Origin of the sequence: Arthrobacter sp. ZBG10, from assembly GCF_001238605.1 — a bacterium.
Taxonomy (GTDB): Bacteria; Actinomycetota; Actinomycetes; order Actinomycetales; family Micrococcaceae; genus Arthrobacter.
Map to the genome: position 1 here is coordinate 30,458 of NZ_LFQH01000076.1, position 21,727 is coordinate 52,184.

General features: G+C 67.3%; 20 protein-coding genes. 16 read left to right on the forward strand and 4 right to left on the reverse strand.

All coding sequences use genetic code 11. The features are described from left to right. Positions 1-3 precede the first annotated feature (3 nt). Entirely contained in the window at positions 4-1,395 is a 1,392-nt protein-coding gene (locus ACU18_RS17230; RefSeq protein ID WP_050687609.1) for a pyridoxal phosphate-dependent decarboxylase family protein, read from the forward strand. Between the two features lie 22 nt (positions 1,396-1,417). Here the strand turns inward: ACU18_RS17230 and ACU18_RS17235 are convergent, their stop codons facing one another. Beyond that, positions 1,418-2,455, reverse strand: coding sequence for an aminoglycoside phosphotransferase family protein (locus ACU18_RS17235; RefSeq protein WP_050687611.1), 1,038 nt, complete (start codon positions 2,453-2,455; stop codon positions 1,418-1,420). Positions 2,456-2,643: 188 nt separating this feature from the next. Further along, positions 2,644-3,909 (reverse strand): DUF4439 domain-containing protein, encoded by a 1,266-nt coding sequence (locus tag ACU18_RS17240; RefSeq protein ID WP_157407804.1) that lies wholly within the window; start codon positions 3,907-3,909, stop codon positions 2,644-2,646. Positions 3,910-4,015: 106 nt separating this feature from the next. Between ACU18_RS17240 and rimP the strand changes: the two genes are divergently transcribed. The 6 genes from rimP to ACU18_RS17265 all read left to right on the forward strand — a co-directional run bounded on the left by rimP (position 4,016) and on the right by ACU18_RS17265 (position 10,510). Continuing rightward, positions 4,016-4,630 (forward strand): ribosome maturation factor RimP, encoded by a 615-nt coding sequence (rimP, locus tag ACU18_RS17245; RefSeq protein WP_050687615.1) that lies wholly within the window; start codon positions 4,016-4,018, stop codon positions 4,628-4,630. Further along, positions 4,630-5,610, forward strand: coding sequence for a transcription termination factor NusA (nusA, locus tag ACU18_RS17250; RefSeq protein WP_050687616.1), 981 nt, complete (start codon positions 4,630-4,632; stop codon positions 5,608-5,610). The genes rimP and nusA overlap by 1 nt, the downstream gene beginning before the upstream one ends. Positions 5,611-5,788: 178 nt before the next feature. Next, positions 5,789-6,136 (forward strand): YlxR family protein, encoded by a 348-nt coding sequence (locus ACU18_RS19425; protein ID WP_231686120.1) that lies wholly within the window; start codon positions 5,789-5,791, stop codon positions 6,134-6,136. A gap of 152 nt (positions 6,137-6,288) precedes the next feature. Next, positions 6,289-9,186, forward strand: a complete 2,898-nt coding sequence (gene infB, locus ACU18_RS17255; RefSeq protein ID WP_050687618.1) for a translation initiation factor IF-2 — start codon at positions 6,289-6,291, stop codon at positions 9,184-9,186. A gap of 245 nt (positions 9,187-9,431) precedes the next feature. Continuing rightward, the gene (rbfA, locus tag ACU18_RS17260; protein ID WP_050687620.1) at positions 9,432-9,941 is read left to right on the forward strand and encodes a 30S ribosome-binding factor RbfA; all 510 of its coding nucleotides are present in this window, start codon (positions 9,432-9,434) and stop codon (positions 9,939-9,941) included. Positions 9,942-10,024: 83 nt separating this feature from the next. After that, the gene (locus tag ACU18_RS17265; RefSeq protein WP_050687622.1) at positions 10,025-10,510 is read left to right on the forward strand and encodes a nucleoside deaminase; all 486 of its coding nucleotides are present in this window, start codon (positions 10,025-10,027) and stop codon (positions 10,508-10,510) included. A 10-nt stretch (positions 10,511-10,520) separates the two neighbouring features. Here ACU18_RS17265 and ACU18_RS17270 read toward each other — a convergent pair whose 3' ends face one another. After that, positions 10,521-11,681: a pyridoxal phosphate-dependent aminotransferase gene (locus ACU18_RS17270; RefSeq protein WP_197273612.1), complete on the reverse strand. Its 1,161-nt coding sequence runs from the start codon at positions 11,679-11,681 to the stop codon at positions 10,521-10,523. Positions 11,682-11,750: 69 nt separating this feature from the next. Between ACU18_RS17270 and truB the strand changes: the two genes are divergently transcribed. From truB to ACU18_RS17315, 9 genes are all read left to right on the forward strand, one after another. Further along, positions 11,751-12,668 carry a tRNA pseudouridine(55) synthase TruB gene (truB, locus tag ACU18_RS17275; protein WP_082178388.1) on the forward strand — a complete coding sequence of 306 codons (918 nt, stop codon included), beginning with the start codon at positions 11,751-11,753 and terminating at the stop codon, positions 12,666-12,668. Between the two features lie 3 nt (positions 12,669-12,671). Then, positions 12,672-13,025: a hypothetical protein gene (locus ACU18_RS17280; RefSeq protein ID WP_050687628.1), complete on the forward strand. Its 354-nt coding sequence runs from the start codon at positions 12,672-12,674 to the stop codon at positions 13,023-13,025. Positions 13,026-13,044: 19 nt separating this feature from the next. Beyond that, on the forward strand, positions 13,045-13,560 hold the full coding sequence (locus ACU18_RS17285; RefSeq protein ID WP_231686118.1) for a hypothetical protein: 516 nt from the start codon (positions 13,045-13,047) through the stop codon (positions 13,558-13,560). A gap of 79 nt (positions 13,561-13,639) precedes the next feature. Then, complete coding sequence (locus ACU18_RS17290) at positions 13,640-14,623, forward strand: bifunctional riboflavin kinase/FAD synthetase (RefSeq protein ID WP_050687630.1); 984 nt, start codon at positions 13,640-13,642, stop codon at positions 14,621-14,623. A 94-nt stretch (positions 14,624-14,717) separates the two neighbouring features. Further along, entirely contained in the window at positions 14,718-15,572 is an 855-nt protein-coding gene (kynA, locus tag ACU18_RS17295; protein ID WP_050687632.1) for a tryptophan 2,3-dioxygenase, read from the forward strand. Next, complete coding sequence (locus tag ACU18_RS17300) at positions 15,569-16,828, forward strand: kynureninase (RefSeq protein ID WP_050687634.1); 1,260 nt, start codon at positions 15,569-15,571, stop codon at positions 16,826-16,828. Before kynA ends, ACU18_RS17300 begins: the two co-directional genes overlap by 4 nt. A 219-nt stretch (positions 16,829-17,047) precedes the next feature. Beyond that, entirely contained in the window at positions 17,048-17,317 is a 270-nt protein-coding gene (gene rpsO / locus ACU18_RS17305) for a 30S ribosomal protein S15 (RefSeq protein WP_050687636.1), read from the forward strand. A gap of 247 nt (positions 17,318-17,564) precedes the next feature. After that, positions 17,565-19,823: a polyribonucleotide nucleotidyltransferase gene (locus ACU18_RS17310; protein WP_050687638.1), complete on the forward strand. Its 2,259-nt coding sequence runs from the start codon at positions 17,565-17,567 to the stop codon at positions 19,821-19,823. Positions 19,824-19,936: 113 nt separating this feature from the next. Further along, complete coding sequence (locus tag ACU18_RS17315) at positions 19,937-21,280, forward strand: M16 family metallopeptidase (protein ID WP_050687640.1); 1,344 nt, start codon at positions 19,937-19,939, stop codon at positions 21,278-21,280. Positions 21,281-21,409: 129 nt separating this feature from the next. Here ACU18_RS17315 and ACU18_RS20290 read toward each other — a convergent pair. Then, positions 21,410-21,727: hypothetical protein (locus tag ACU18_RS20290; RefSeq protein ID WP_231686119.1), on the reverse strand; the 318-nt coding region annotated here is incomplete at its 5' end.

The window sequence follows — 21,727 nt, forward strand, 5'->3', positions numbered from 1 at the left end:
GGTATGTCATACGGCGACGACGGGTATGCCCCGGCCCTGGACGCGGCAGCCCGCCATGCGGCTGCCTGGCTGCAGAGCCTTCCTGACCGGCCCGTAGGTCCCAGCGCCACCGCCCACGACCTCGCAACAGCTTTCGGCGGACCAATACCAGCCCGGGGGATGCCCGCCGGTGATGTGGTGGACCTCCTGGCCCGGACCGCCGAACCGGGATTGATGGCCATCCCCTCGGGCAGGTTCTTTGGTTGGGTCATGGGCGGCACCCTTCCCGCCGCCCTGGCCTCTGACTGGCTGGTCAGCGCCTGGGACCAGAACGCCGGGCTCCGCTACGCCACGCCCGCCATGGCGGCCATTGAAGAGAGCGCCGGGGCGTGGATCCTGGAACTGCTGGGCCTCCCGGCCGGTGCCGACGTCGGATTCGCCACGGGGGCCACCATGGCCAACTTCACCGGGATGGCCGCCGCAAGGTGGCGGCTCCTGGCCGATGCCGGGTGGGACGTGGACCGCGACGGGCTGACGGGGGCGCCCAAAGTGCGGTGTTTCGTGGGCAGGGAACGGCATGACACCGTGGACCTGGGCCTGCGCTACCTGGGGCTGGGCCGGCCTGACGTGGTGGCTGCCGACGCGCAGGGCCGGTTGGAACCGGCGGCCCTTGAGGCGGCCCTGGCCGCGGGGTCCGGCCCGGCGTTGGTGTGCCTGCAGGCGGGAAACCTGCACTCGGGCGCCTTCGACCCCTTCCCCGAGGCCATCAGCGTGGCCCGCAGGCACGGCGCGTGGGTCCACGTGGACGGGGCCTTTGGCCTGTGGGCGGCGGCAGCGCCGGGGCTCCGGCACCTGACCCGCGGCTACGAGGACGCCGATTCGTGGGGAACCGACGCGCATAAGACCCTCAACGTGCCCTACGACTGCGGGATTGCCATTGTCCGGGACGCCTCGGCGCTCCGCTCAGCCATGGGCCTGCACGCCAGCTACCTGATCCACGACGCCGAAGGCCCCGGCGATCCGTTCGAAAAGGTCCCGGAACTTTCACGCCGCGCCCGCGGTGTACCCGTGTGGGCCGCGCTGAAGAGCCTGGGCAGGGACGGCGTGGCCGCCCAGATCGAGGGGCTCGCGACGGCGGCCGCGGATATCGCGGCAGGGCTGGCCGGTGTGGACGGCGTGGAAGTCCTGAACGACGTCGGCTATACCCAGGTGTGCCTCGCGTTCGGCGACGATGCCACCACAAGGGCCGTGACCGCCCGCATCATCAGCGACGGCAGGGTGTGGATGTCGGGCTCGCGGTGGCGGGACCGGGACATCCTGAGGGTATCGGTGAGCAACTGGCACACCGCTGCGGCGGAAGTGGACATCGCAGTTGAAGCCGTCCGCTCAGCCTTGGACGCGGTGCGGTCCGGCTGACGTTCCAGGGGCGCCCGTCCGCTCAGCCCGCCGCGGCCCCCGGCTCGGGGAGGTCCCGGGCCGGCGGCAGGCCCGGAAGGGTCCGGCCGGCCAAGGTGCTGGCGACCCACAGTGAACGCAAGAGGTCGCCCTGGTGTCCGGCTTTCCCGGCATACCACAGGGCATTGTCCACTTCCCGGGCCACCGCCCACTGCCGGGCGACGTCCGGGTCCAGCCCGGCAGCGAGGCTGAAATCAGCGCAGCGTTGCCGCAGCCCTGCAGCCTGCTGGGCTGCCGGCAGGTCAAAAAGGCGGTTCCAAAGCAGCGGCGCCACCGCAAACTCCGGCTCCCCGATCATGGGCTGCGGGTCGATGGCGGCGTAGCCGGCAGCAGCGGACGGATGACCCGCGGGCGGGCAGGAGCTTCCGGCCAGGACGTTCAGGAAATGCAGGTCCGTGTGTACCAGGACGTCGGTGGCGGTCCGCCGCCCCACTGCACCGCGGGTCTGGCACACCTCCAGTGCAGCTTCGAGGAGCCAGCGCGGGAAGGGCCGGCCCAGTTGCTCCCAGTCGGCCGGCAGGTCATCGCTCCACTGCTCCGCACGGGCCGCGATGTGTTCGAGTTGATGCCACTCCGGCCGGTCGTCCGGCCGGATGCCAAGCCGGGGAACCAGCCCGCCCCAGACCTCCACGGCGTGGTCCATGGGCGCGGTGTACAGCGACCGGCCGGCCTCGAGCCGGTCCAGCAGCATGGCGCAGGTGCCGGCGTCCGCTTCGAGGAGTGCCACGGCGCCGTTGCCGTCCCACAGCTTCAGCGCGAGCCGTTCCACCTTGGCTTCATCATGCGGGAAGGCGATCTTCAGGGCCGCCCGGGATCCGTCTGCGCGGAGCACCGGGATCACAATGCCGCCGTGCCCATTCCATGGCAGGGTGCCCGGGGCAAGGTCCGGGGTCAGCTGCCAGTGGTCCAGCCGGCCGTCAATGAGGTCCGGCAAGGATGCCAGCCAGGCCCGGCCCGCGCTGCTCCGGCCATAGCGGGCAGCGAGGTCCGGCGGGATGGGTATTGCCACGGGCGGGGTCATGGCTTCCAGCCTAGGCGCGCAGCGGCGCGGTGCGGCGAAAGGGCGCGGTTCCTGGGTCCCGGTGACCTGTCCCGGGCTGCTTGGCCGGGACTTCTTGGACCCGGCTTGTTGGTCCCGGTGACCTGTCCCGGGCTACTTGGCTGGCGTTGCTTGTCCCCGGTTCCTGGGTCCCGGTGACCTGTCCCGGGCTACTTGTCCCCGGGCTGGCTTTCGGCGGGACCGGCGGGCAGCAGGGATTCGTCCAGCACCAGGCCCGGCACCGGGCCGGGGTCGGCGCCCCAGTCCACGGTACGGCGGGCGGCGGCCTCCAACCCGGCAAGGGCCCAGGCCCGGTCCGGGGAGTCGGCCAGCGACACCACGTCGCCGTAGGCCGGCAGGATGTCCGCTTCAAGCCGGCCAAGTGCGTCGGCGGGCGCGGCCAGGAACGCCGCGTCCAAGTTGTACCCGGGGTCCGGTGCTGCCGGGCGGCCGCAGTCCGCAAGGCTACGGGCCCGGGCGCCGGCAGCCTGTTCGCGGTGCAGGGCCAGGAACTTCGACGCCGGCCCCACGGCACCAGGGGGAAGCCGGGTCAATGCCGCCTGGTAGCCGTAGACGGCCTGCTCTTCAAGCCTGGCCATGCGGGCCAGCGCCGCACCTGCGTCCGGGACGCCGGATGTCATGGCGGGGCAGGGGAGATCCTGCGCAGTGGGGGAGTCCGGCGTAGGGGAGGGGCCGGTGCCGCCGGAACCCCGCCCGTCCGGGTCCAGCGGATCGGCGGAGTCCAGGGGGCCAGCAGAGCCGGTGCTGCCGGAACCCCGCCCGTCCGGGTTCCGTGTTCCGGCAGGCCCGGTTCCAGCAGACGCTGCTCCGGCAGGCTCCGAGGCCGTGGGGCCGGGTTCGGCAGCTGCGGGATCGCCGACCGCGGCGGCAAGCTTTTCAGCTGCCAGCAGTTGGGCGATGCCGGCGCCTGCCAGGAGCCGCGCCATGCCGCCGTCCACTTTCCCTGCGTCGCGCAGCCTGGTCCGTCCGCTTCCGGCCAGATCTGCGGCCAGCTCCGCCGCCGTCACCTCAGGTACGGTACGGGAACCGGAAGGTGCCGGAGCCGGGACGGCGGGCGTCCCGGCAGCAGGGCCCGAAGCTGCAGCGGCAGTGCCGTGCGCCGGGAAAACCTCGCCGGGGGCCAGCAACGCCCGGGCGTGGAGGGTCAGCAAGGTCACAACCTCCGCCGCGGCAGCGGCAGCACCGCTGTCGGGCGTCCTCGAAGCGGCCAGCTGCTGCCCGTCGGCGCGCAGCGTCAGTGCCTCGGCGAGGGCTGACGCGCGGGAAATTTCGGTGGGCGTGGGTTCGTCCGGGGGCTGTTGTTCCGCGGGAATCAGCGAAAATCCGAGGGCCAATACCAGCAGCGCAGCGAAGCCCAGCACCGCATACCGGAAGTACGGCGGCCGCCGCCGGTCCTGCTGATTATCCCCATCCACAACAGACCATGGTGCCACGGCGGGGGCGGAACTCCATGCACCACGGTGCCGGTAAAATAGCTACGCTAGTACACACAACATCATCTAAAGGGAGGCGGCCGGCATCGTGAGCAATGCAGAAGTCACGGCTTCAACAGACCACACCGGAACGGGTGGGGCCGAGTCCGCACCGGAACACAACCCCGAAGCAGCCCGGCTCCGCGCGCTCCTGGAACCAGCCGTGCTGGCCAACCGGCTTTACCTCGAGGACGTCGCCATCATCGCCGGCTCCCACCGCGTGGTCCACGTGGTGGTTGACCTGCCGCAGGAGGAAACCGGCGGCGTCAACCTTGACGTCATCGCCGACATCTCCCGGGTCCTTTCGGACCTGCTGGACAACGATCCCGCAGACGACGGCCGTCCGTACGACCTCGAGGTGTCCTCACCCGGCGTCGGACGCCCCCTGACCGAAGCGCGCCACTGGCACCGCGCCAAGGGCCGCATGGTCAAGGTGAATGTGGTCCAGGGCGACAACGTCACAGGCCGCATCCACGCCGTCGACGACTCCGGCGTGACCCTGATCCCCGAGATCGCCGTCAAGAAGGGCATGAAGCCCAAGCAGGGCGAGCCCGTCAAACTTCCTTTCGACAGGATCCGCAACGGAAAAGTCGAGATCGAATTCAGCCACTTCCCCGAAGATGGTCTGGAACCGCAACACAATGGACCTTCTGAGGAGGCCTGATGGATATTGACATGAGCGCACTGAGACTTCTGGAGCGTGAGCGTGAAATCCCGCTGGACCTCCTGATCCCTGCCATCGAGCAGGCCCTCCTGGTGGCGTACCACAAGTCGCCGGGCGCCTTTGAGCGCGCCCGCGCCGAGCTGGACCGCAAGAGCGGCCACGTGACCATCTGGGCTGTGGAAATCGACGACGACGGCGCACCCGTTGGCGAGTTCGAGGACACCCCCGCCGGCTTTGGCCGCATCGCCGCCAGCACAGCCCGCCAGATCATCCTGCAGCGCCTGCGCGACGTTGAGGACGACAACGTCCTGGGCGAATTCAAGGGCCGTGAAGGCGAACTGATTGCTGGCACCATCCAGCAGGGCAACAACCCGCACATGATCCAGGTTAACCTGGGCGCCGTGGAGGCGCTGCTGCCGCCGCCCGAGCAGGTGCCGGGCGAGAAATACCTGCACGGCAACCGGCTCCGCGCCCTGGTCATCGACGTACACCGCGGCACCAAGGGCCCGTCCGTGACCCTTTCCCGCTCCCACCCGGGCCTGGTCCGGAAACTGTTCGAACTGGAAGTTCCCGAAATCGCCGACCACTCGGTGGAGATCGTGGCACTGGCCCGCGAAGCCGGACACCGGACCAAGATCGCTGTCAAGGCCAACATGCCCGGCATCAACGCCAAGGGTGCCTGCATCGGCGAAATGGGCTCCCGCGTCCGCGCCGTGATGACCGAACTCAACGACGAAAAAATCGACATTGTCGACTTCAGCGAGACCCCGGCCACCTTCATCGCCAGCGCGCTCTCCCCGTCCCGCGTGAACTCGGTCACCATTACCGACGAAGCGACCCGGTCCGCCCGCGTGGTGGTGCCCGACTACCAGCTCTCGCTGGCCATCGGCAAGGAAGGCCAGAACGCCCGCCTGGCAGCAAAGCTGACCGGCTGGCGAATCGACATCGTTTCGGACGCCGCGCCCGCCCGCGAAAGCTGATCCCGTCGGCGGGGTGCCAGCCACGCCGTGGCAGGCACCCCGGTTCGGGCAGAACGGCCCTGAGGGGCTAGAATAGACAAGACCGCGCCTTACGGCCGGTAGCCGTGCGCCCCGGGCGTGCCCTTCCGCCAATGCGGACGGGACCAGCCCAGGGCCAGCAGATATGAACGTCAGGACGATGACCGTGGCAGAAGTGCTTTCCACTGGAAATCAACCTGAACGTACCTGCATCGGTTGCCGGAAGAAGGGCCAGCGGTCTGAGTTACTCCGGGTCGTCGCCGGTGGCAGTGGTTCACCCACTGTCCTGGTGGATGAACGACGCCGGATGGCTGGCCGGGGTGCATGGCTGCACCCCAGCGAATCGTGCCTTGCTCTGGCGATCAAACGGAGAGCGTTCGGCCGTGCCCTTCCGGGCACAACCGGACACGCCGCCGTCGAACGCCGGATCGCGCAAGGCACGGCCGTTGCAGGCGCCATGCCGCCTGCAACACCAACCGTCCAACCTGAAAGCGGGTCAGAAAACTGATGGAAACCCGATGAGTTCCCAGCGATGAGTGCGTAACGATGACAACTTTGTTGCGCTCTGCAATGGGCCCTTCAGCAGCATTTGCGGCTTGGGCCCGCAGTAAGAAGTAGACGGTTCGTGCCTGGCTCGGTGCGGACCGAGACAGGAGAAATGTGGCCAAGGTCCGCGTACATGAGCTCGCTAAAGAGCTCGGTATTACTTCCAAAGATGCAGTAACCAAACTGCAGGAACTGGGCGAATTCGTTCGCTCCGCCTCGTCAACAATCGAGGCCCCGGTGGTGCGCAAGCTGCGCAACGCCTACCCCGACGCTGCTAAGACGGCGGCACCGGCGGCTGCTGCGCCCAAGGCGCCTGCCCCGGCGGCAGAATCACGCCCCTCAACTCCGGCCCCCGGCCCGGCAGCGCCCAAGGCTCCTGCTGCGCAGGCCCCGGCCCCCGCAGCTGCTCCGGCAGCACCGGCGCAGGCCGCCCCGGCAGCACCCGCTGCCCAGGCTCCCGCTGCTCCGGCCGCGGCTGCCCCGTCAACCGGCGCCAAGCCGGGCGCACGGCCGGCCCCCAAGGCCGAAACTCCGGCCCCCGCTGCCCGCCAGGGCGGCTCCGGCCAGGGCTCATCAGCACCCCGTCCCGGCGGTCCCCGCCCGGGCAACAACCCGTTTGCCACCTCGCAGGGCATGCCCCGCGGCCGTGGCGGCGACGGTGACCGCGCACCGCGGCCCGGCAACAACCCCTTCGCCCCGTCGCAGGGCATGCCCCGCGCAGGCGGCCGTACTGACGGCGAACGTCCCGGCGGTCCGCGTCCCGCGGCCGGTGCAGGCGGACCCCGTCCCGGTGGCCCGCGTCCCGCCGCCGGCGCAGGCGGACCCCGCCCCGCAGCCGGTGCCGGTGGCCCCCGTCCGGGCGCCCCGCGTCCGGCTGGTGCAGGCGGAAACCGTCCTACCCCGGGCATGATGCCCAACCGTACCGAGCGTCCCGCACCCGCTGGTGCAGGCCGTCCCGGTGCCGGTGGCCGCGGTCCCGGACGCCCGGGTGGCGCTCCTGGCACCGGTGGTCCCGGTGCAGGTGGCGGTGCTCCGGCCGGCGGTGGCTTCGGCAAGGGTGGCCGCGGACGCGGTGGCACCCAGGGTGCCTTCGGTAAGGGCGGCGCAGGCCGTGGCAAGCAGCGCAAGTCCAAGCGCGCCAAGCGCCAGGAACTTGAGCAGATGAGCGCCCCGTCGCTGGGTGGCGTGAGCGTACCCCGCGGCGACGGCAACACTGTGGTGCGCCTGCGCCGCGGCTCGTCCATCACGGACTTCGCCGACAAGATCGAGGCGAACCCCGCAGCACTGGTGACGGTTCTCTTCCACCTCGGCGAAATGGCTACGGCCACGCAGTCTCTGGACGAGGAAACCTTCGCGCTGCTCGGTGAGGAGCTTGGCTACAAGCTCCAGGTTGTGTCCCCGGAGGACGAGGAGCGCGAGCTGCTCTCCACCTTCGACATCGACTTCGAAGCCGAACTTGAAGCCGAAGGCGACGACGACCTCGAGGCACGTCCTCCGGTTGTCACCGTGATGGGCCACGTTGACCACGGTAAAACCCGCCTGCTGGACGCCATCCGCAAGTCGGACGTTATGGCCGGCGAGCACGGTGGCATCACCCAGCACATCGGTGCCTACCAGGTCACCCACACGCACGAGGACATCGACCGGAAGATCACCTTCATCGATACTCCGGGCCACGAGGCGTTCACCGCCATGCGTGCCCGTGGTGCGAAGGTCACCGACATCGCCATCCTGGTGGTTGCAGCGGACGACGGCGTTATGCCGCAGACCGTTGAAGCCCTCAACCACGCACAGGCAGCCAACGTGCCGATCGTGGTTGCAGTGAACAAGATCGATAAGGAAGGCGCCAACCCGGACAAGGTCCGCGGCCAGCTGACCGAATACGGCCTGGTTCCCGAGGAATACGGTGGCGACACCATGTTCGTGGAGGTCTCTGCCCGCCAGAACCTCAACATCGACGAGCTGCTCGAGGCAGTCCTGCTCACCGCAGACGCCGCCCTGGACATGCGCGCCAACCCGAACAAGGACGCCCGCGGTATCGCGATCGAAGCCAACCTGGACAAGGGCCGCGGTTCCGTGGCCACCGTCCTGGTCCAGTCCGGTTCACTGCGCGTCGGCGACACCATCGTTGCCGGCACCGCCCACGGCCGTGTACGTGCGATGTTCGACGACGACGGCAGCGCCCTGACCGAGGCCGGCCCGTCCCGCCCCGTGCAGGTGCTGGGTCTGTCCAACGTGCCGCGCGCCGGCGACACCTTCTTCGTGACCGCTGACGAGCGCACCGCCCGCCAGATCGCCGAGAAGCGTGAAGCTGCCGACCGCAACGCCGCCCTGGCCAAGCGCCGCAAGCGCATCAGCCTCGAAGACTTCGACCAGGCAGTGGCCGATGGCAAGATCGACACCCTCAACCTCATCCTCAAGGGTGACGTGTCCGGTGCCGTGGAAGCCCTCGAAGACGCCCTGCTCAAGATCGACGTCGGCGAAGGCGTGCAGCTGCGCGTCATCCACCGCGGCGTGGGTGCCATCACCCAGAACGACGTCAACCTGGCAACAGTGGACAGCGCCGTTATCATCGGCTTCAACGTCAAGCCGGCCGAGCGGGTTGCCGAACTGGCAGACCGCGAAGGCGTGGACATGCGGTTCTACTCCGTCATCTACTCCGCCATCGACGACATCGAACTGGCCCTCAAGGGCATGCTCAAGCCGGAATACGAAGAATTCCAGCTTGGCACCGCCGAGGTCCGCGAAGTGTTCCGTTCCTCCAAGTTCGGCAACATCGCAGGCTCGATCGTCCGTTCGGGCATTATCCGCCGTAACACCAAGGCCCGCATCAGCCGCGACGGCAAGATCATCGGTGAGAACCTCACCGTCGAGACGCTCAAGCGGTTCAAGGACGACGCCACCGAGGTCCGCACGGACTTCGAGTGTGGTATCGGCCTGGGCTCGTACAACGACATCAACGAAGGCGACATCATCGAAACCTTCGAGATGCGCGAGAAGCCGCGCGCCTAAGGCTCGTTGAGTCTCTGGCGGGGCCGTTGGGATTTTTCCGGCGGCCCCGCCCCTACGCTGGGCGGCTTGGGATCTTCGATCCCGCGCCGCCCAGCTTCGGCAGGCCCGATGCCACTCCCGGGCCGCCGGAAAAATCCCAACGGGAGTCCGTCGTTGACTCGCCTGGGTGCGTGGCAGAAATCCCGAAGCGTGCGACACGGCCAGCAGGCCGCCGTCGTACATCCCAAAATGTTTAGGAGGTTCTCATGGCTGATCCCGCACGGGCTGCCAAGTTGGCGCAGCGGATCAAGGTTGTTGTTGCCGAGGCCCTGGGCCGGAAGGTCAAGGATCCCCGGCTTGAGGGCATCACGGTTACCGATGCCCGCGTGACCAACGATCTGCAGCACGCCACCATCTACTACACCGTTTTTGGTGACGAAGCCGTCCAGGCTGATGCCGCCAAGGGGCTGGAGAAGGCCAAGGGGGTGCTGCGGCAGGAAGTGGGCCGCAACGTGACCGTCCGGCTGACCCCCACCCTGGAGTTTGTGGCCGACCAGATTCCCGTCAACGCCTCCAACCTCGAGGAACTGCTCCGCGAGGCCAAGAAGCGCGACGCGGAGGTGGCCGCCCTTGCTGCCACGGCCAGCCATGCCGGCGAAGCGGACCCGTACAAGTCCGACGACCCCGAGGATGAGGACATCGACGAAGACGACTTCGACGAGGAAGACACCGACCTGGCACCGGCCGGCGAACCCCAAGAAGACACGAACAAGTAGGCAGCTGCCTGCCCACGAAGGCCCGGACCGCGCTGCGGCCCGGGCCTTCGGCGTTCCTGGCCCGCTGTGGCTAGGATCAAGCTATGAGCACGCCCACGGATGACCCGCTTACGGCCGGATACCTGAAACTGGCCATTGACCTGGCCACCCGCAACGTGGCCGACGGCGGCGGACCGTTCGGCGCCGTGGTGGTCACTCCGGACGGGACCGTGCACCAGGGGGTCAACCGGGTGACCAGCGACAACGACCCCACCGCGCACGCCGAAGTGGTGGCCATCCGTGCGGCGGCAGCAGCCACCGCCAACTTCGACCTGCACGGCTCGGTTTTATACACCAGCTGCGAACCGTGCCCCCTGTGCCTGGCGGCGGCGCTCTGGGCGCGTATTTCCCGGGTCCACTTCGCCGCAGACCGGCACGGCGCGGCCGCCGCCGGCTTCGACGACGCGGTGTTTTACGACTACTTCGACGGAACCCGGCCGGAACTTCTGCCGGTCAGCCACGATGAGGTCCCGGCGGCGGACGCCCCGTTCCAGGCCTGGCTCGCGGCCCGGCACAAAACGGCTTACTGAACGGCCCTGCCTACGGCTGGTCCCTGGCCGGCAGCCGGGAAAGTCCGGCCAGCAGGTCCGCTTTGCTGCCGCACAAGGCGATCCGTACCCAGCCCTCACCGATGGACCCAAACGCGGTGCCCGGTGCCAGGGCCACGCCGGAGTCGGCGAGGAACCGGCGCACCCAGCTGCGGACGTCCCCGCCGCTGAAGTGCGAGACGTCGGCCCAAAGGTAAAACGCGCCCTGCGCCCGAAGGTAGGGGATGCCCTTCCGCGCCAGCACTGCGGACGCAGCATCACGGTTCTGCCGGTAGTGTGCGTGCGCGTGGTGCACGTAGTCCTGCGGCCCGGTCAGCGCGGCGATCGCCGCGTACTGCGACGGTGACGCCACGCAGGAGACGATCGACTCCATCACGTTGTCCATCTGCTGCTCCAGGCCGGGCGGGCAGATCAGGGCCCCGATCCGCAGCCCGGTCAGCCCATAGGTCTTGGACAAGGTCAGGGATGTAAAAACCCGTGCCCTGCCAGGCGTATTTCCATCGAACCGGGCCGGGCTGACGTGCGGGACGTCGTAGGTGAAGGCCTCGTAGCACTCGTCGGAGATGACCCACAGATCGTGCCGCCGGGCCAGGTCCATCAGGTCGCGGGTCAGGTCCGCGCTGAGCACCGCCCCCAGCGGGTTGGACGGCGAGTTCAGCACCAATACCCGGGTCCGCTCCGTGATGAGAGCCTCGATGTCGGATACCCGTGGCTGGAAGCCGTGGTCCGGATACAGCGGGTACCGCACCGGCACGGCGTTCAGCAGGCCGGCGGTCATGGCGAATGTGGGGTAGCCGGGATTGGGGATGAGGACTTCCATGCCGGGGGACAGGAGCAGGCTCATGGCGAAGTGCAGGCCCTGCTGCGCGCCGTCCACCACGTAGACCCGGTCGGCACCGATATCGATGCCCTGCTCGGCCCGGAACCTGGCGGCGAAGGCCTCGCGGAGCGCCGGGATGCCCGCGTTGGGGGTGTAGTTCGTCTCGTCGCGGTCCAGGCATGCGATCCCGGCGTCCAGGATGTGCCGGGGGAGCGGGAAGCCGGGCTCGCCGATGCTCAGCACCAGGGCATTCGGTGTCCGCCAGGCCGCCTCGGTGATCTCGCGGATCTGGTTGACGGGCACGTCTCGGACATGGGCGGCAAGCTCAGGCATGCCAGCCATCCTAGCGGCCGGGCCAGGGCACGTCCGGGAGGGCCCAGCCGCGCCGATATACTGGGAGGCGTGCTTTCTGGACTGGTAATAGTGGACAAGCCGCAGGGATGGACCAGCCACGATGTGGTTGGCCGGATGCGGCGCCTCGCAGGGACCCGGAAAGTGGGGCATGCGGGGACGCTGGACCCCATGGCCACCGGGGTGCTGGTGGTGGGCATCAACAAAGCCACCCGGCTGCTCACCTACATTGTGGGCACCTCGAAGACCTATACCGCCACCATCAGGCTGGGGCAGTCCACGGTGACGGACGACGCCGAAGGTGACGTTACGGCGTCGGCCTCCACCGTTGCGGTGGCCGAGCAGGCCATCCGCGACGGCGTTGCGGCCCTCACCGGGCTCATCCAGCAGGTGCCCAGCAGCGTCAGCGCCATCAAGGTCAACGGCGAACGCGCCTACGCAAGGGTCCGTTCCGGCGAAGACGTTAAACTCGCGGCCCGGCCGGTCACCATCCACCGGTTCGAGGTCCACAGCATCCGCCGGGACGACGCCGCGGACGTGGTGGACGTGGAAGTCACCGTGGAGTGCAGCTCCGGAACCTACATCAGGGCCCTGGCCCGGGACCTTGGCAATGGCCTGGGCGTGGGCGGCCACCTGACGGTGCTCCGCCGGACCCACGTGGGCCCCTACTCCCTGGCGCAGGCCCGCACCCTGGAACAGCTGGCGGAAGAGCTGGACGTCTTGGAAATGTCCAGCGCGGCCCGTGCCCTGATGCCCAACCGTGAACTCACCGCCGAAGAGACCACCGAGATTTCGTTTGGCCGGCGGATCGCAGCGGGCGGGACCGGCAGCGATACCGCCACCACAGACCATCCGGCAGCGGCCTTTGCCCCGGACGGCAGCCTGGTTGCGCTGCTGGCCGACGCCGGAAGCTACGCCAAGCCTGTCCTGGTTTTCGCGCCGGGCAACGGCGCCGCAGGAGAGAACTGAGCCTTGGACGCGTATTTTTTTATCATCCTGGCAGTGGGCCTGGTGTCCACGGCGATCTGCCTGATCGCCGGCATCCTGCGGAAGGCTCCCAACGACGCCACCATCCTGTCTGTCGCAGCCGTTGAAGTGGCGCTGGTGGTGTATCTCGTGGGCTCCGTGGTGCGGGTGATCGCCGGTGAACCCATCGCCGGAGAAGCCTGGGAGTTCTGGGGCTACCTTGCCACTGCCATGCTCCTGCCGCCGGCAGCCATCTACTGGGCCATCCTGGAACGGACCCGCTGGAGCAACTTTGTCCTTGCCGCCGTGGGTGTGACCGCACTGGTCATGGCCGCCCGAATGAACCAGATCTGGTACTGAAGTGGAAGAAGAGCACAACGTGAATGACCACCAGCGGCCCGCCGTCGGCAAAACCCCGGACGGCGACCACCACGGGACCCCGGCCGGCAACTCTTCGGAGGCCCCCGGGAATCCGGACGTTCCGGCCAGGAACACCCGCAACACAGGCCCGGGACGGCTTCTTATCGCCGTGTACGCGGTGTTTGCCCTCTCGGCTACGGCCCGCGCCGGCTACCAGATCCTGACAAAGTTCTCCGAGGCGCCGCTGGCCTACCTGCTGTCCGCGTTTGCCGCCGTCGTATATGTGGTGGCTACCGTGTCGCTCGCGAAAGCGGGCAGCACCTGGTTCAAGGTTTCCGTGGCGGCCGTCCTGGTGGAGCTGGTGGGCGTCCTGGTGGTGGGTGCGCTGAGCGTGTTCGACTCCGTGCAGTTCCCCCACGAAACCGTGTGGTCTCTGTTCGGCAGAGGCTACGCCTTCATCCCGCTGCTGCTCCCCATCCTTGGCCTGGCTTGGCTGTACCGGCGACGTCCCGTGCGGGCAACGGCAGCGCCGTGATTGCGGGTACCCTTGGAGAGTTCCGCGGCCGGCGTGGTGGCGGAGCCTTGGTTTTTGCACGCAGTTTAAGGCGAGGGTGATGGTGTACATCTGGAACGATCCGTCCGAGGTCCCGGCAGACTTCGGCCCATCCGTTGTCACCTTTGGTAACTTCGATGGCGTTCACCGCGGGCACCAGCAGGTGCTGTCGCAGCTGATCCGTTCGGCCCGCCGGACGCATTCCAAAGCCGTTGCGGTCACCTTCGATCCGCACCCGGCGCTGATCCATCGCCCCGAAGAGGCCCCCGAGCTGATCATGGGCCTGGCGGACAAGCTGGAAGCCCTGGGGGAGCTGGGCCTGGACGGTGTCCTGGTGGTCAAGTACTCCCTGGACCTTGCCAGCCTCACCGCCGAGGAATTTGTGGAGCAGTTCCTGGTGGACTGTCTCGGCGCCAGCCACGTGGTGATCGGCCACGACGCCCGGTTTGGCAGGGGCAACTCCGGCGACCTGGACACCATGAAGGTGCTGGGCGAAAAGTTCGGCTTCGACGTCCAGGTGATCAGCGAGTTCGGCTCCGAGGGCTACCCGCTGCATAACGACGCCGGCACGGACCGGCGCTGCTCCTCCACCTGGGTACGCGAAGCACTTCAGGAGGGCGACGTGGCGACGGCGGCCGAAGTCCTGGGCCGTGCGCACCGGATGCGCGGCGAAGTGGTCCACGGCGCCGCCCGCGGCCGGGCCTTGGGATTCCCCACCGCCAACCTTTCCCCCGATGCCACCGGGCTGGTTCCCGCGGACGGAATTTATGCGGGCTGGCTGGTGGACGCCGCCGGGAAACGCTGGCCCGCGGCCATCTCCGTAGGCTCAAACCCGACGTTCGACGGCGTCAGCCGGCAGGTTGAAGCCCACGTTATCGACAGGCCCAAAGAGGCCGCCGAGGACTTCGATCTGTACGGCCAGACAGTAGTGGTGGAATTCACCGAGCGGCTCCGCGGGATGGTGGCCTACCGTGGTCCGGAGGCCCTGGTTGAGCAGATGTGCCTCGACGTTGTCCAGGCGCGGGACATCCTCGCCCAACACTGACAGGCCCCGCCCTTCCGGGCAGGCCACCCGGCCACCGCAGGCCAGCCAGCCCGCGGTGTCAGCAAGTTGCACTGTCCGCAAGGAAAGGCACCACGTGTCCGTCGAAAAGAACACCCGCAAGCTGGACAAGGGGATTGTCAGGGACTTCAGCTCCCGGATGAGCTACGCCTCCTACCTGCAGCTGCCCACGCTGCTCAGCGCGCAGCAGCCGGTCAGCGAACCGGAGCATCACGACGAGCTGCTGTTCATCATCCAGCACCAGACCACGGAGCTGTGGCTGAAGCTGGTGCTGCATGAGCTGCGCAGCGCGGCGGCCCGGCTGCGGGCCGACGACCTCGGAGCGGCACTGAAGGGTATCGCCCGGGTCAAGCACATCCAGAAGACCCTCACGGAGCAGTGGTCCGTCCTGGCCACGCTGACTCCCACCGAGTACTCACAGTTCCGTGGCTTCCTGGGGAACTCTTCGGGCTTCCAATCCAGCCAGTACCGTGCCGTGGAATTTGTCCTGGGCAACAAAAACCGCAAGATGCTGCCCGTCTTCGAGTCCGACCCCGAGGCGCACGCCATGCTGACGGACGTCCTGGAAGCGCCCAGCATCTACGACGAGTTCCTGGCCTATTTGTCGCGGCAGGGTTTCGAGGTGCCGGCCGCGGTCCTCGAGCGCGACGTCACCAAGGCCCACGAATTCACTCCCGCGCTGGTGCCGCTGTTCAAGCACATCTACGAGCAGGCGTCGGATAACTGGGGCGCCTACGAAGCCTGCGAGGAACTGGTTGACCTGGAGGACAACTTCCAGTTGTGGCGCTTCCGGCATCTCCGGACGGTACAGCGGACCATCGGCATGAAATCGGGGACCGGCGGCTCCAGCGGGGCCGCGTTCCTGCAAAAGGCACTGGAACTGACGTTTTTCCCGGAACTATTCGCTGTCAGGACGGAGATCGGTCAATGAGCGCGGACCAAGTGGCGCCCGGCGCAGCCGCAGACCAGGCCCTGTCGCAGCGCGCGGCCCAGCTGGACGGCCAGGATCCGCTGGCCCGCTACCGCAGCCTTTTTGTAGGCACCGAAACGCCACTTTCCTACCTGGACGGCAACTCGCTGGGCCGGCCGCTGCAGCGCACCATCGGAGACATCACGGCGTTCATCAGCGACGGCTGGGGTGGCCGGCTGATCCGCGGCTGGGACGAGGACTGGCTGGAAATGCCGCAGCGCATCGGCGACCAGCTGGGCCGGGCGGTGCTCGGCGCTGCCCCGGGGCAGACCATTATCGCCGACTCCACCACAGTGGTCCTGTACAAGCTGATCCGCGCCGCCCTGGCCGCGGTGCAGGATCCTGACCGCAACGAACTGGTCCTGGACACGGAGAACTTCCCCACGGACCGGTACCTCGTCGAGGGAATCGCCCTGGAAGAGGGCCTGACGCTGCGCTGGATCGAAACGGATCCCGCGGCCGGGGTGACCGTTGACCAGGTGCGGGCCGCGACCGGGCCGCGGACCGCCGTCGTTCTCCTCAGCCAGATTGCCTACCGGTCCGGCCACCTGGCGGACCTGCCCGCCATCACCGCGGCCGTCCACGACGCCGGCGCCTTGGTGGTGTGGGACCTGTGCCACTCCGCGGGGTCGGTGGAGATCGCGCTGGACAGTGCAGACGTGGACTTTGCGGCGGGCTGCACCTACAAATACCTGAACGGCGGGCCGGGTTCGCCCGCGTTTGCCTACGTGAACCGGCGCCACCTGGCTGGGCTGAACCAGCCCATCTGGGGTTGGATGGGCCGCAAGGACGCGTTCGCGATGGCGGCCGGCTACGAACCGGCCGAGGGGATCCGCGCATTCCTGAGCGGCACCCCGGCCATTTTCGGGATGCTGGCCATGCAGGGCACGCTTGACCTCATCGAAGAGGCCGGCATGGCCGCCATCCGGGACAAGTCGGAACACCTCACCGCGTTTGCCGTGGAGATCTTCGATGCGTGGCTGGCACCCCTGGGCGCGGAGCTGGGCTCGCCGCGGAACCCGGGGGAGCGGGGCAGCCACATCACCGTGGACCATCCCGGCTTCACCAAGGCCGACGTTGCTGGCCTCTGGGACGGGGACGTCATCCCCGATTTCCGGGCGCCACATGGCATCCGGGTGGGCCTTTCGCCGCTGAGCACCAGCTTCGCCGAGGTCCTGCAGGGGATGGCAGCCATCCGGGACCGGCTCGCCGCCTAGGCCGTTTCCGGGCGGGCTGCCGGATCCTGCGCCGCCGGGAAGGCGTGTTTCGACATAATTGGGCCGCGGCCGGTAAACTGGACGATGGATCCGGCTGCAGTCCGTGGCGGCTGGTTCCTGTTGTGTATGGCCGCACCCGGTTTTCCGGTTGGCCGCCGCGGCAGACCCGGCAGTGAATTACTGACCCGGGCCCTCACGGCACATTCCCAAGGAGTTATTGTGGCACTTGACGCCGCTGTAAAGCAGTCCATCATCAAGGAATACGCAACCGGCGAAGGCGACACTGGTTCGCCCGAGGTACAGGTTGCAGTCCTGACCCAGCGGATCAAGGATCTGACTGAGCACATGAAGGAGCACAAGCACGATTACCACACCCAGCGCGGTCTGCTGGGCATGGTCGGTCGTCGCAAGCGCATGCTTGGCTACCTGAAGAAGACCGACATCGCCCGCTACCGTGCGCTCATCGAGCGTCTCGGCCTGCGCCGCTAGTCGGACTTCCGGGCGGCCCAGCCCCAGTTGGGGCCGGGCTGCCCTGTTCCACCAAAAAAACTAAACAGGAGGATCAACCGCATCAGGCATTCGCGGTCCTCGGTAGTGATCCCCGGGAACGGCAGCAACGTATGGCTGCCCCGGCCCGTGGGTCTCGATCGACGACCGGGTGCAGGGCCAGTCGACAAATGCTGGCCTGGGTTGATGCGGCTGGACTTCCGTAAAAACAGAAACGGAGGTGACTCTCTTGGAGGGTCCCGAAATCCAGTTCTCAGAAGCCGTCATTGACAATGGCCGCTTCGGCAAGCGTGTAATCCGCTTTGAAACCGGCCGCCTCGCCAAGCAGGCAGCCGGCGCAGCCATGGTGTACATCGACGAAGACACCGCACTGCTGTCCGCCACCACTGCCGGCAAGCACCCGCGCGAAGGCTTCGACTTCTTCCCGCTGACGGTGGATGTCGAAGAGCGTATGTACGCTGCCGGCCGCATCCCGGGCTCGTTCTTCCGCCGTGAAGGCCGCCCCTCCACCGAAGCCATCCTGGCCTGCCGCCTTATGGACCGCCCGCTGCGCCCCGCCTTCGTTAAGGGCCTGCGCAACGAAGTCCAGATCGTGGTGACCGTCCTGGCCATCAACCCCGACGAGCTCTACGACGTGGTGGCCATCAACGCCTCCTCCATGTCCACGCAGCTTTCGGGCCTGCCGTTCTCCGGCCCCATCGGCGGCGTCCGCGTTGCCCTGGTTGCCGACGAGCACGGTTCACAGTGGGTTGCTTTCCCCAAGCACTCCCAGCTGGAAAACTCGGTCTTCAACATGGTTGTTGCCGGCCGCGTTGCCGGCGACGACGTCGCCATCATGATGGTGGAAGCCGAAGCAACCGACAACTCCTGGAACCTCATCAAGGAACAGGGCGCCACCGCCCCCACCGAAGAGGTTGTCTCCGAGGGCCTCGAGGCTGCAAAGCCGTTCATCAAGGCACTCTGCGACGCCCAGGCGGACCTTGCCGGCCGGGCCGCCAAGCCCACCGTTGAGTTCCCCGTCTTCCTGGACTACCAGGACGATGTGTACGCCGCCGTTGAAGCCGCTGCTGCCGACAAGCTGGCCGCCGTCTTCCAGATCGCCGACAAGCAGGAGCGCGACGTCGCAACTGATTCCTTGAAGGATGAGACCATTTCGTCCCTGGCCGGCCAGTTTGAAGGCCGCGAGAAGGAACTGTCCGCAGCATTCCGCTCGGTTACCAAGCAGGTTGTGCGCCAGCGCATCCTCAAGGACCAGATCCGCATCGACGGCCGCGGCCTGACGGACATCCGCCAGCTCACCGCCGAGGTAGAGGTCCTGCCCCGCGTTCACGGTTCGGCCATCTTCGAACGCGGCGAGACCCAGATCATGGGTGTCACCACGCTGAACATGCTCAAGATGGAACAGCAGATCGATTCGCTGTCGCCCGTCACACGCAAGCGCTACATGCACAACTACAACTTCCCGCCGTACTCCACCGGTGAAACCGGCCGCGTGGGTTCGCCCAAGCGCCGCGAAATCGGCCATGGTGCCCTGGCGGAACGCGCCCTCGTGCCCGTCCTGCCGTCCCGCGAGGAATTCCCCTACGCCATCCGCCAGGTATCCGAGGCACTGAGCTCCAACGGCTCCACCTCCATGGGTTCCGTATGCGCCTCCACCCTGTCGATGCTGAACGCCGGTGTGCCCCTGAAGGCAGCCGTCGCCGGTATCGCCATGGGCCTGGTTTCCGACCAGGTTGACGGCCAGACCCGCTACGCCGCGCTGACCGACATCCTCGGCGCCGAAGATGCCTTCGGCGACATGGACTTCAAGGTTGCCGGTACTTCCGAGTTCGTCACGGCCATCCAGCTGGACACCAAGCTCGACGGCATCCCCGCTTCCGTGCTGGCAGCAGCACTGAAGCAGGCCCGCGAAGCCCGCCTGCACATCCTTGAGGTCCTCAACTCGGCCATTGACACCCCGGACGAACTCTCCGAGTTCGCACCGCGCGTCATCGCCGTGAAGATCCCCGTGGACAAGATCGGCGAGGTCATTGGGCCCAAGGGCAAGATGATCAACCAGATCCAGGAAGACACCGGCGCCGACATCTCCATCGAGGACGACGGCACGGTCTACATTGGCGCCACGAACGGGCCGTCTGCAGATGCAGCACGCTCCGCCATCAACGCCATCGCGAACCCGCAGGTTCCGGAAATCGGCGAGCGTTACCTGGGTACGGTCGTCAAGACCACCACCTTCGGTGCCTTCGTATCGCTGACCCCGGGCAAGGACGGCCTCCTGCACATCTCCGAGCTCCGCAAGCTGGCCAACGGCAAGCGCGTGGACAACGTTGATGATGTCGTCTCCGTGGGCCAGAAGGTCCAGGTTGAGATCACCAAGATTGACGACCGTGGAAAGCTTTCGCTCTCCCCGGTGGTAGCCGAGGAAGAAGGGGCAGACGACACCGAACGCGCCCACGCCACGGAGCCCGCTGAAGGCGCCGACGTCTGAGACGTTCCCTGACCGGAACACGAGCATAAAACGGCGGGGCCGGTGGATGATCCACCGGCCCCGCCGCTGTTACGATGGCAGCCAGATCCGGCTGCACCTCCTGAAAGGCCTCAATGACTGTTGTACCCCTGCCCCTCGAGCAGAACCATCCCGGTGACACCCTGGTCCATGGCTCCGAAGGCGGCTCCGAAGTCCGCCGGTCCGTGCTGCCCGGCGGTGTTCGGGTTCTGACCGAAGCGATGCCCGGCCAAAGGTCGGCGACCATCGGTTTCTGGGTAGGCGTGGGGTCACGCGATGAAGCCCCCGGACAGCACGGCTCCACGCACTTTCTTGAACACCTGTTGTTCAAGGGCACCAAGCGGCGCACCGCGCTGGAGATCGCCTCGGCATTTGACGAGGTGGGCGGCGAATCAAACGCAGCCACGGCCAAGGAAAGCACCTGCTACTTTGCGCGCGTCCTGGACACCGACCTGCCCATGGCCATCGATGTCATTGCCGACATGATCACCGGCGCTGTCCTTGACCCGGCCGAGATGGAACAGGAACGGGACGTCATCCTCGAGGAAATCGCCATGGACAGCGATGACCCCACTGACGTCGCCCACGAGCATTTCGTCGCCTCGGTCCTGGGGAGCCACCCCTTGGGCCGGCCCATCGGCGGAACCCCGGACGCCATCCGTGCGGTTGCCCGCGATTCGGTGTGGGAGCACTACCGGCGCTACTACCGGCCCGACGAGCTGGTCATCACCGCAGCTGGCGGCCTGGACCATGATGTGGTGTGCGGGCTGGTGGTTGACGCGCTGAAGTCGGCGGGCTGGAACCTCGAATCCGATGCTGCACCCGTTGACCGGCGCTCAACGGAACGCGCCCTCATCACCGGCACCGCCGGACTGCAGGTGATCAAGCGTGCCGTGGAGCAGGCCAACATCATCATGGGCTGCCCCACCATCGTGGCCACCGACCAGCGGCGCTACGTCATGAGTGTCCTCAACGCCGTCCTGGGCGGCGGCATGTCCTCACGCCTGTTCCAGGAGATCCGCGAGAAGCGTGGGCTGGTGTACTCCACGTACTCGTTCGCGTCCTCCTACGCCGATGCCGGCTACTTCGGAATGTACGCCGGCTGCACGCCGTCCAAGGTCCGCCAGGTCCTGGATCTGCTGGGCGTTGAATTGGACAAGCTGGCCGAGCACGGCATTTCCGAGGAGGAGCTGCGCAAGGCCGTTGGCCAGCTGTGCGGCGGCATCGTGCTGGCCCTTGAAGACACCGGGTCCAGGATGTCCCGGCTGGGCCGGGCCGAACTGGTCTCCGGCGAATACCAGGACATCGATGAGACCCTTCGCCTGATTAAGGCAGTGACTGCTGAGCAGGTGCAGGAACTCGCGGCCGAGCTCGCAGCTGCGCCCCGGACCGTCACGGTGGTGGGCCCCTTTGATGAGTCCGAGACGTTCGGGCTCTGACACCATCCTGCAGCAAGTAGTAACGGAACGGCTCAGGCCGGACTGCCGCCACGTCCGGTGCGCTGTCCGGCCTGAGCCGTACCTGGTTGCTGGAGTCTCGGGGTGTCCAGCGTGCGGAAGTCCGAAGGTTCAGGGCAAGGGAAGTCCGTGACTGACAAGGTAGCTGCTCAGGAGGCCGCCTTCAGTCACCTCATAGTCGTAAATGTCTTCACCTGAGCGGAACCTGTCCAGGAGTTCCTGCTCAACTAAGTCCGGTTCGTGAAAGTCCGGCAGGAAGGTCATTGGCTCGAACGTGGCACCCTCGAATATGGGTTGGTGAATGGAATCCGGCCCGCCTTGCATTGACGCAAGGCGTTCGCTTTCCTGTCTGGTATGTGCCCAGGGTGGTTCCGGGTTTGCTGTGATTTGTGGTGGTTCTGCCGGTTCCGGTGTGGGGTGTTGTTGGGT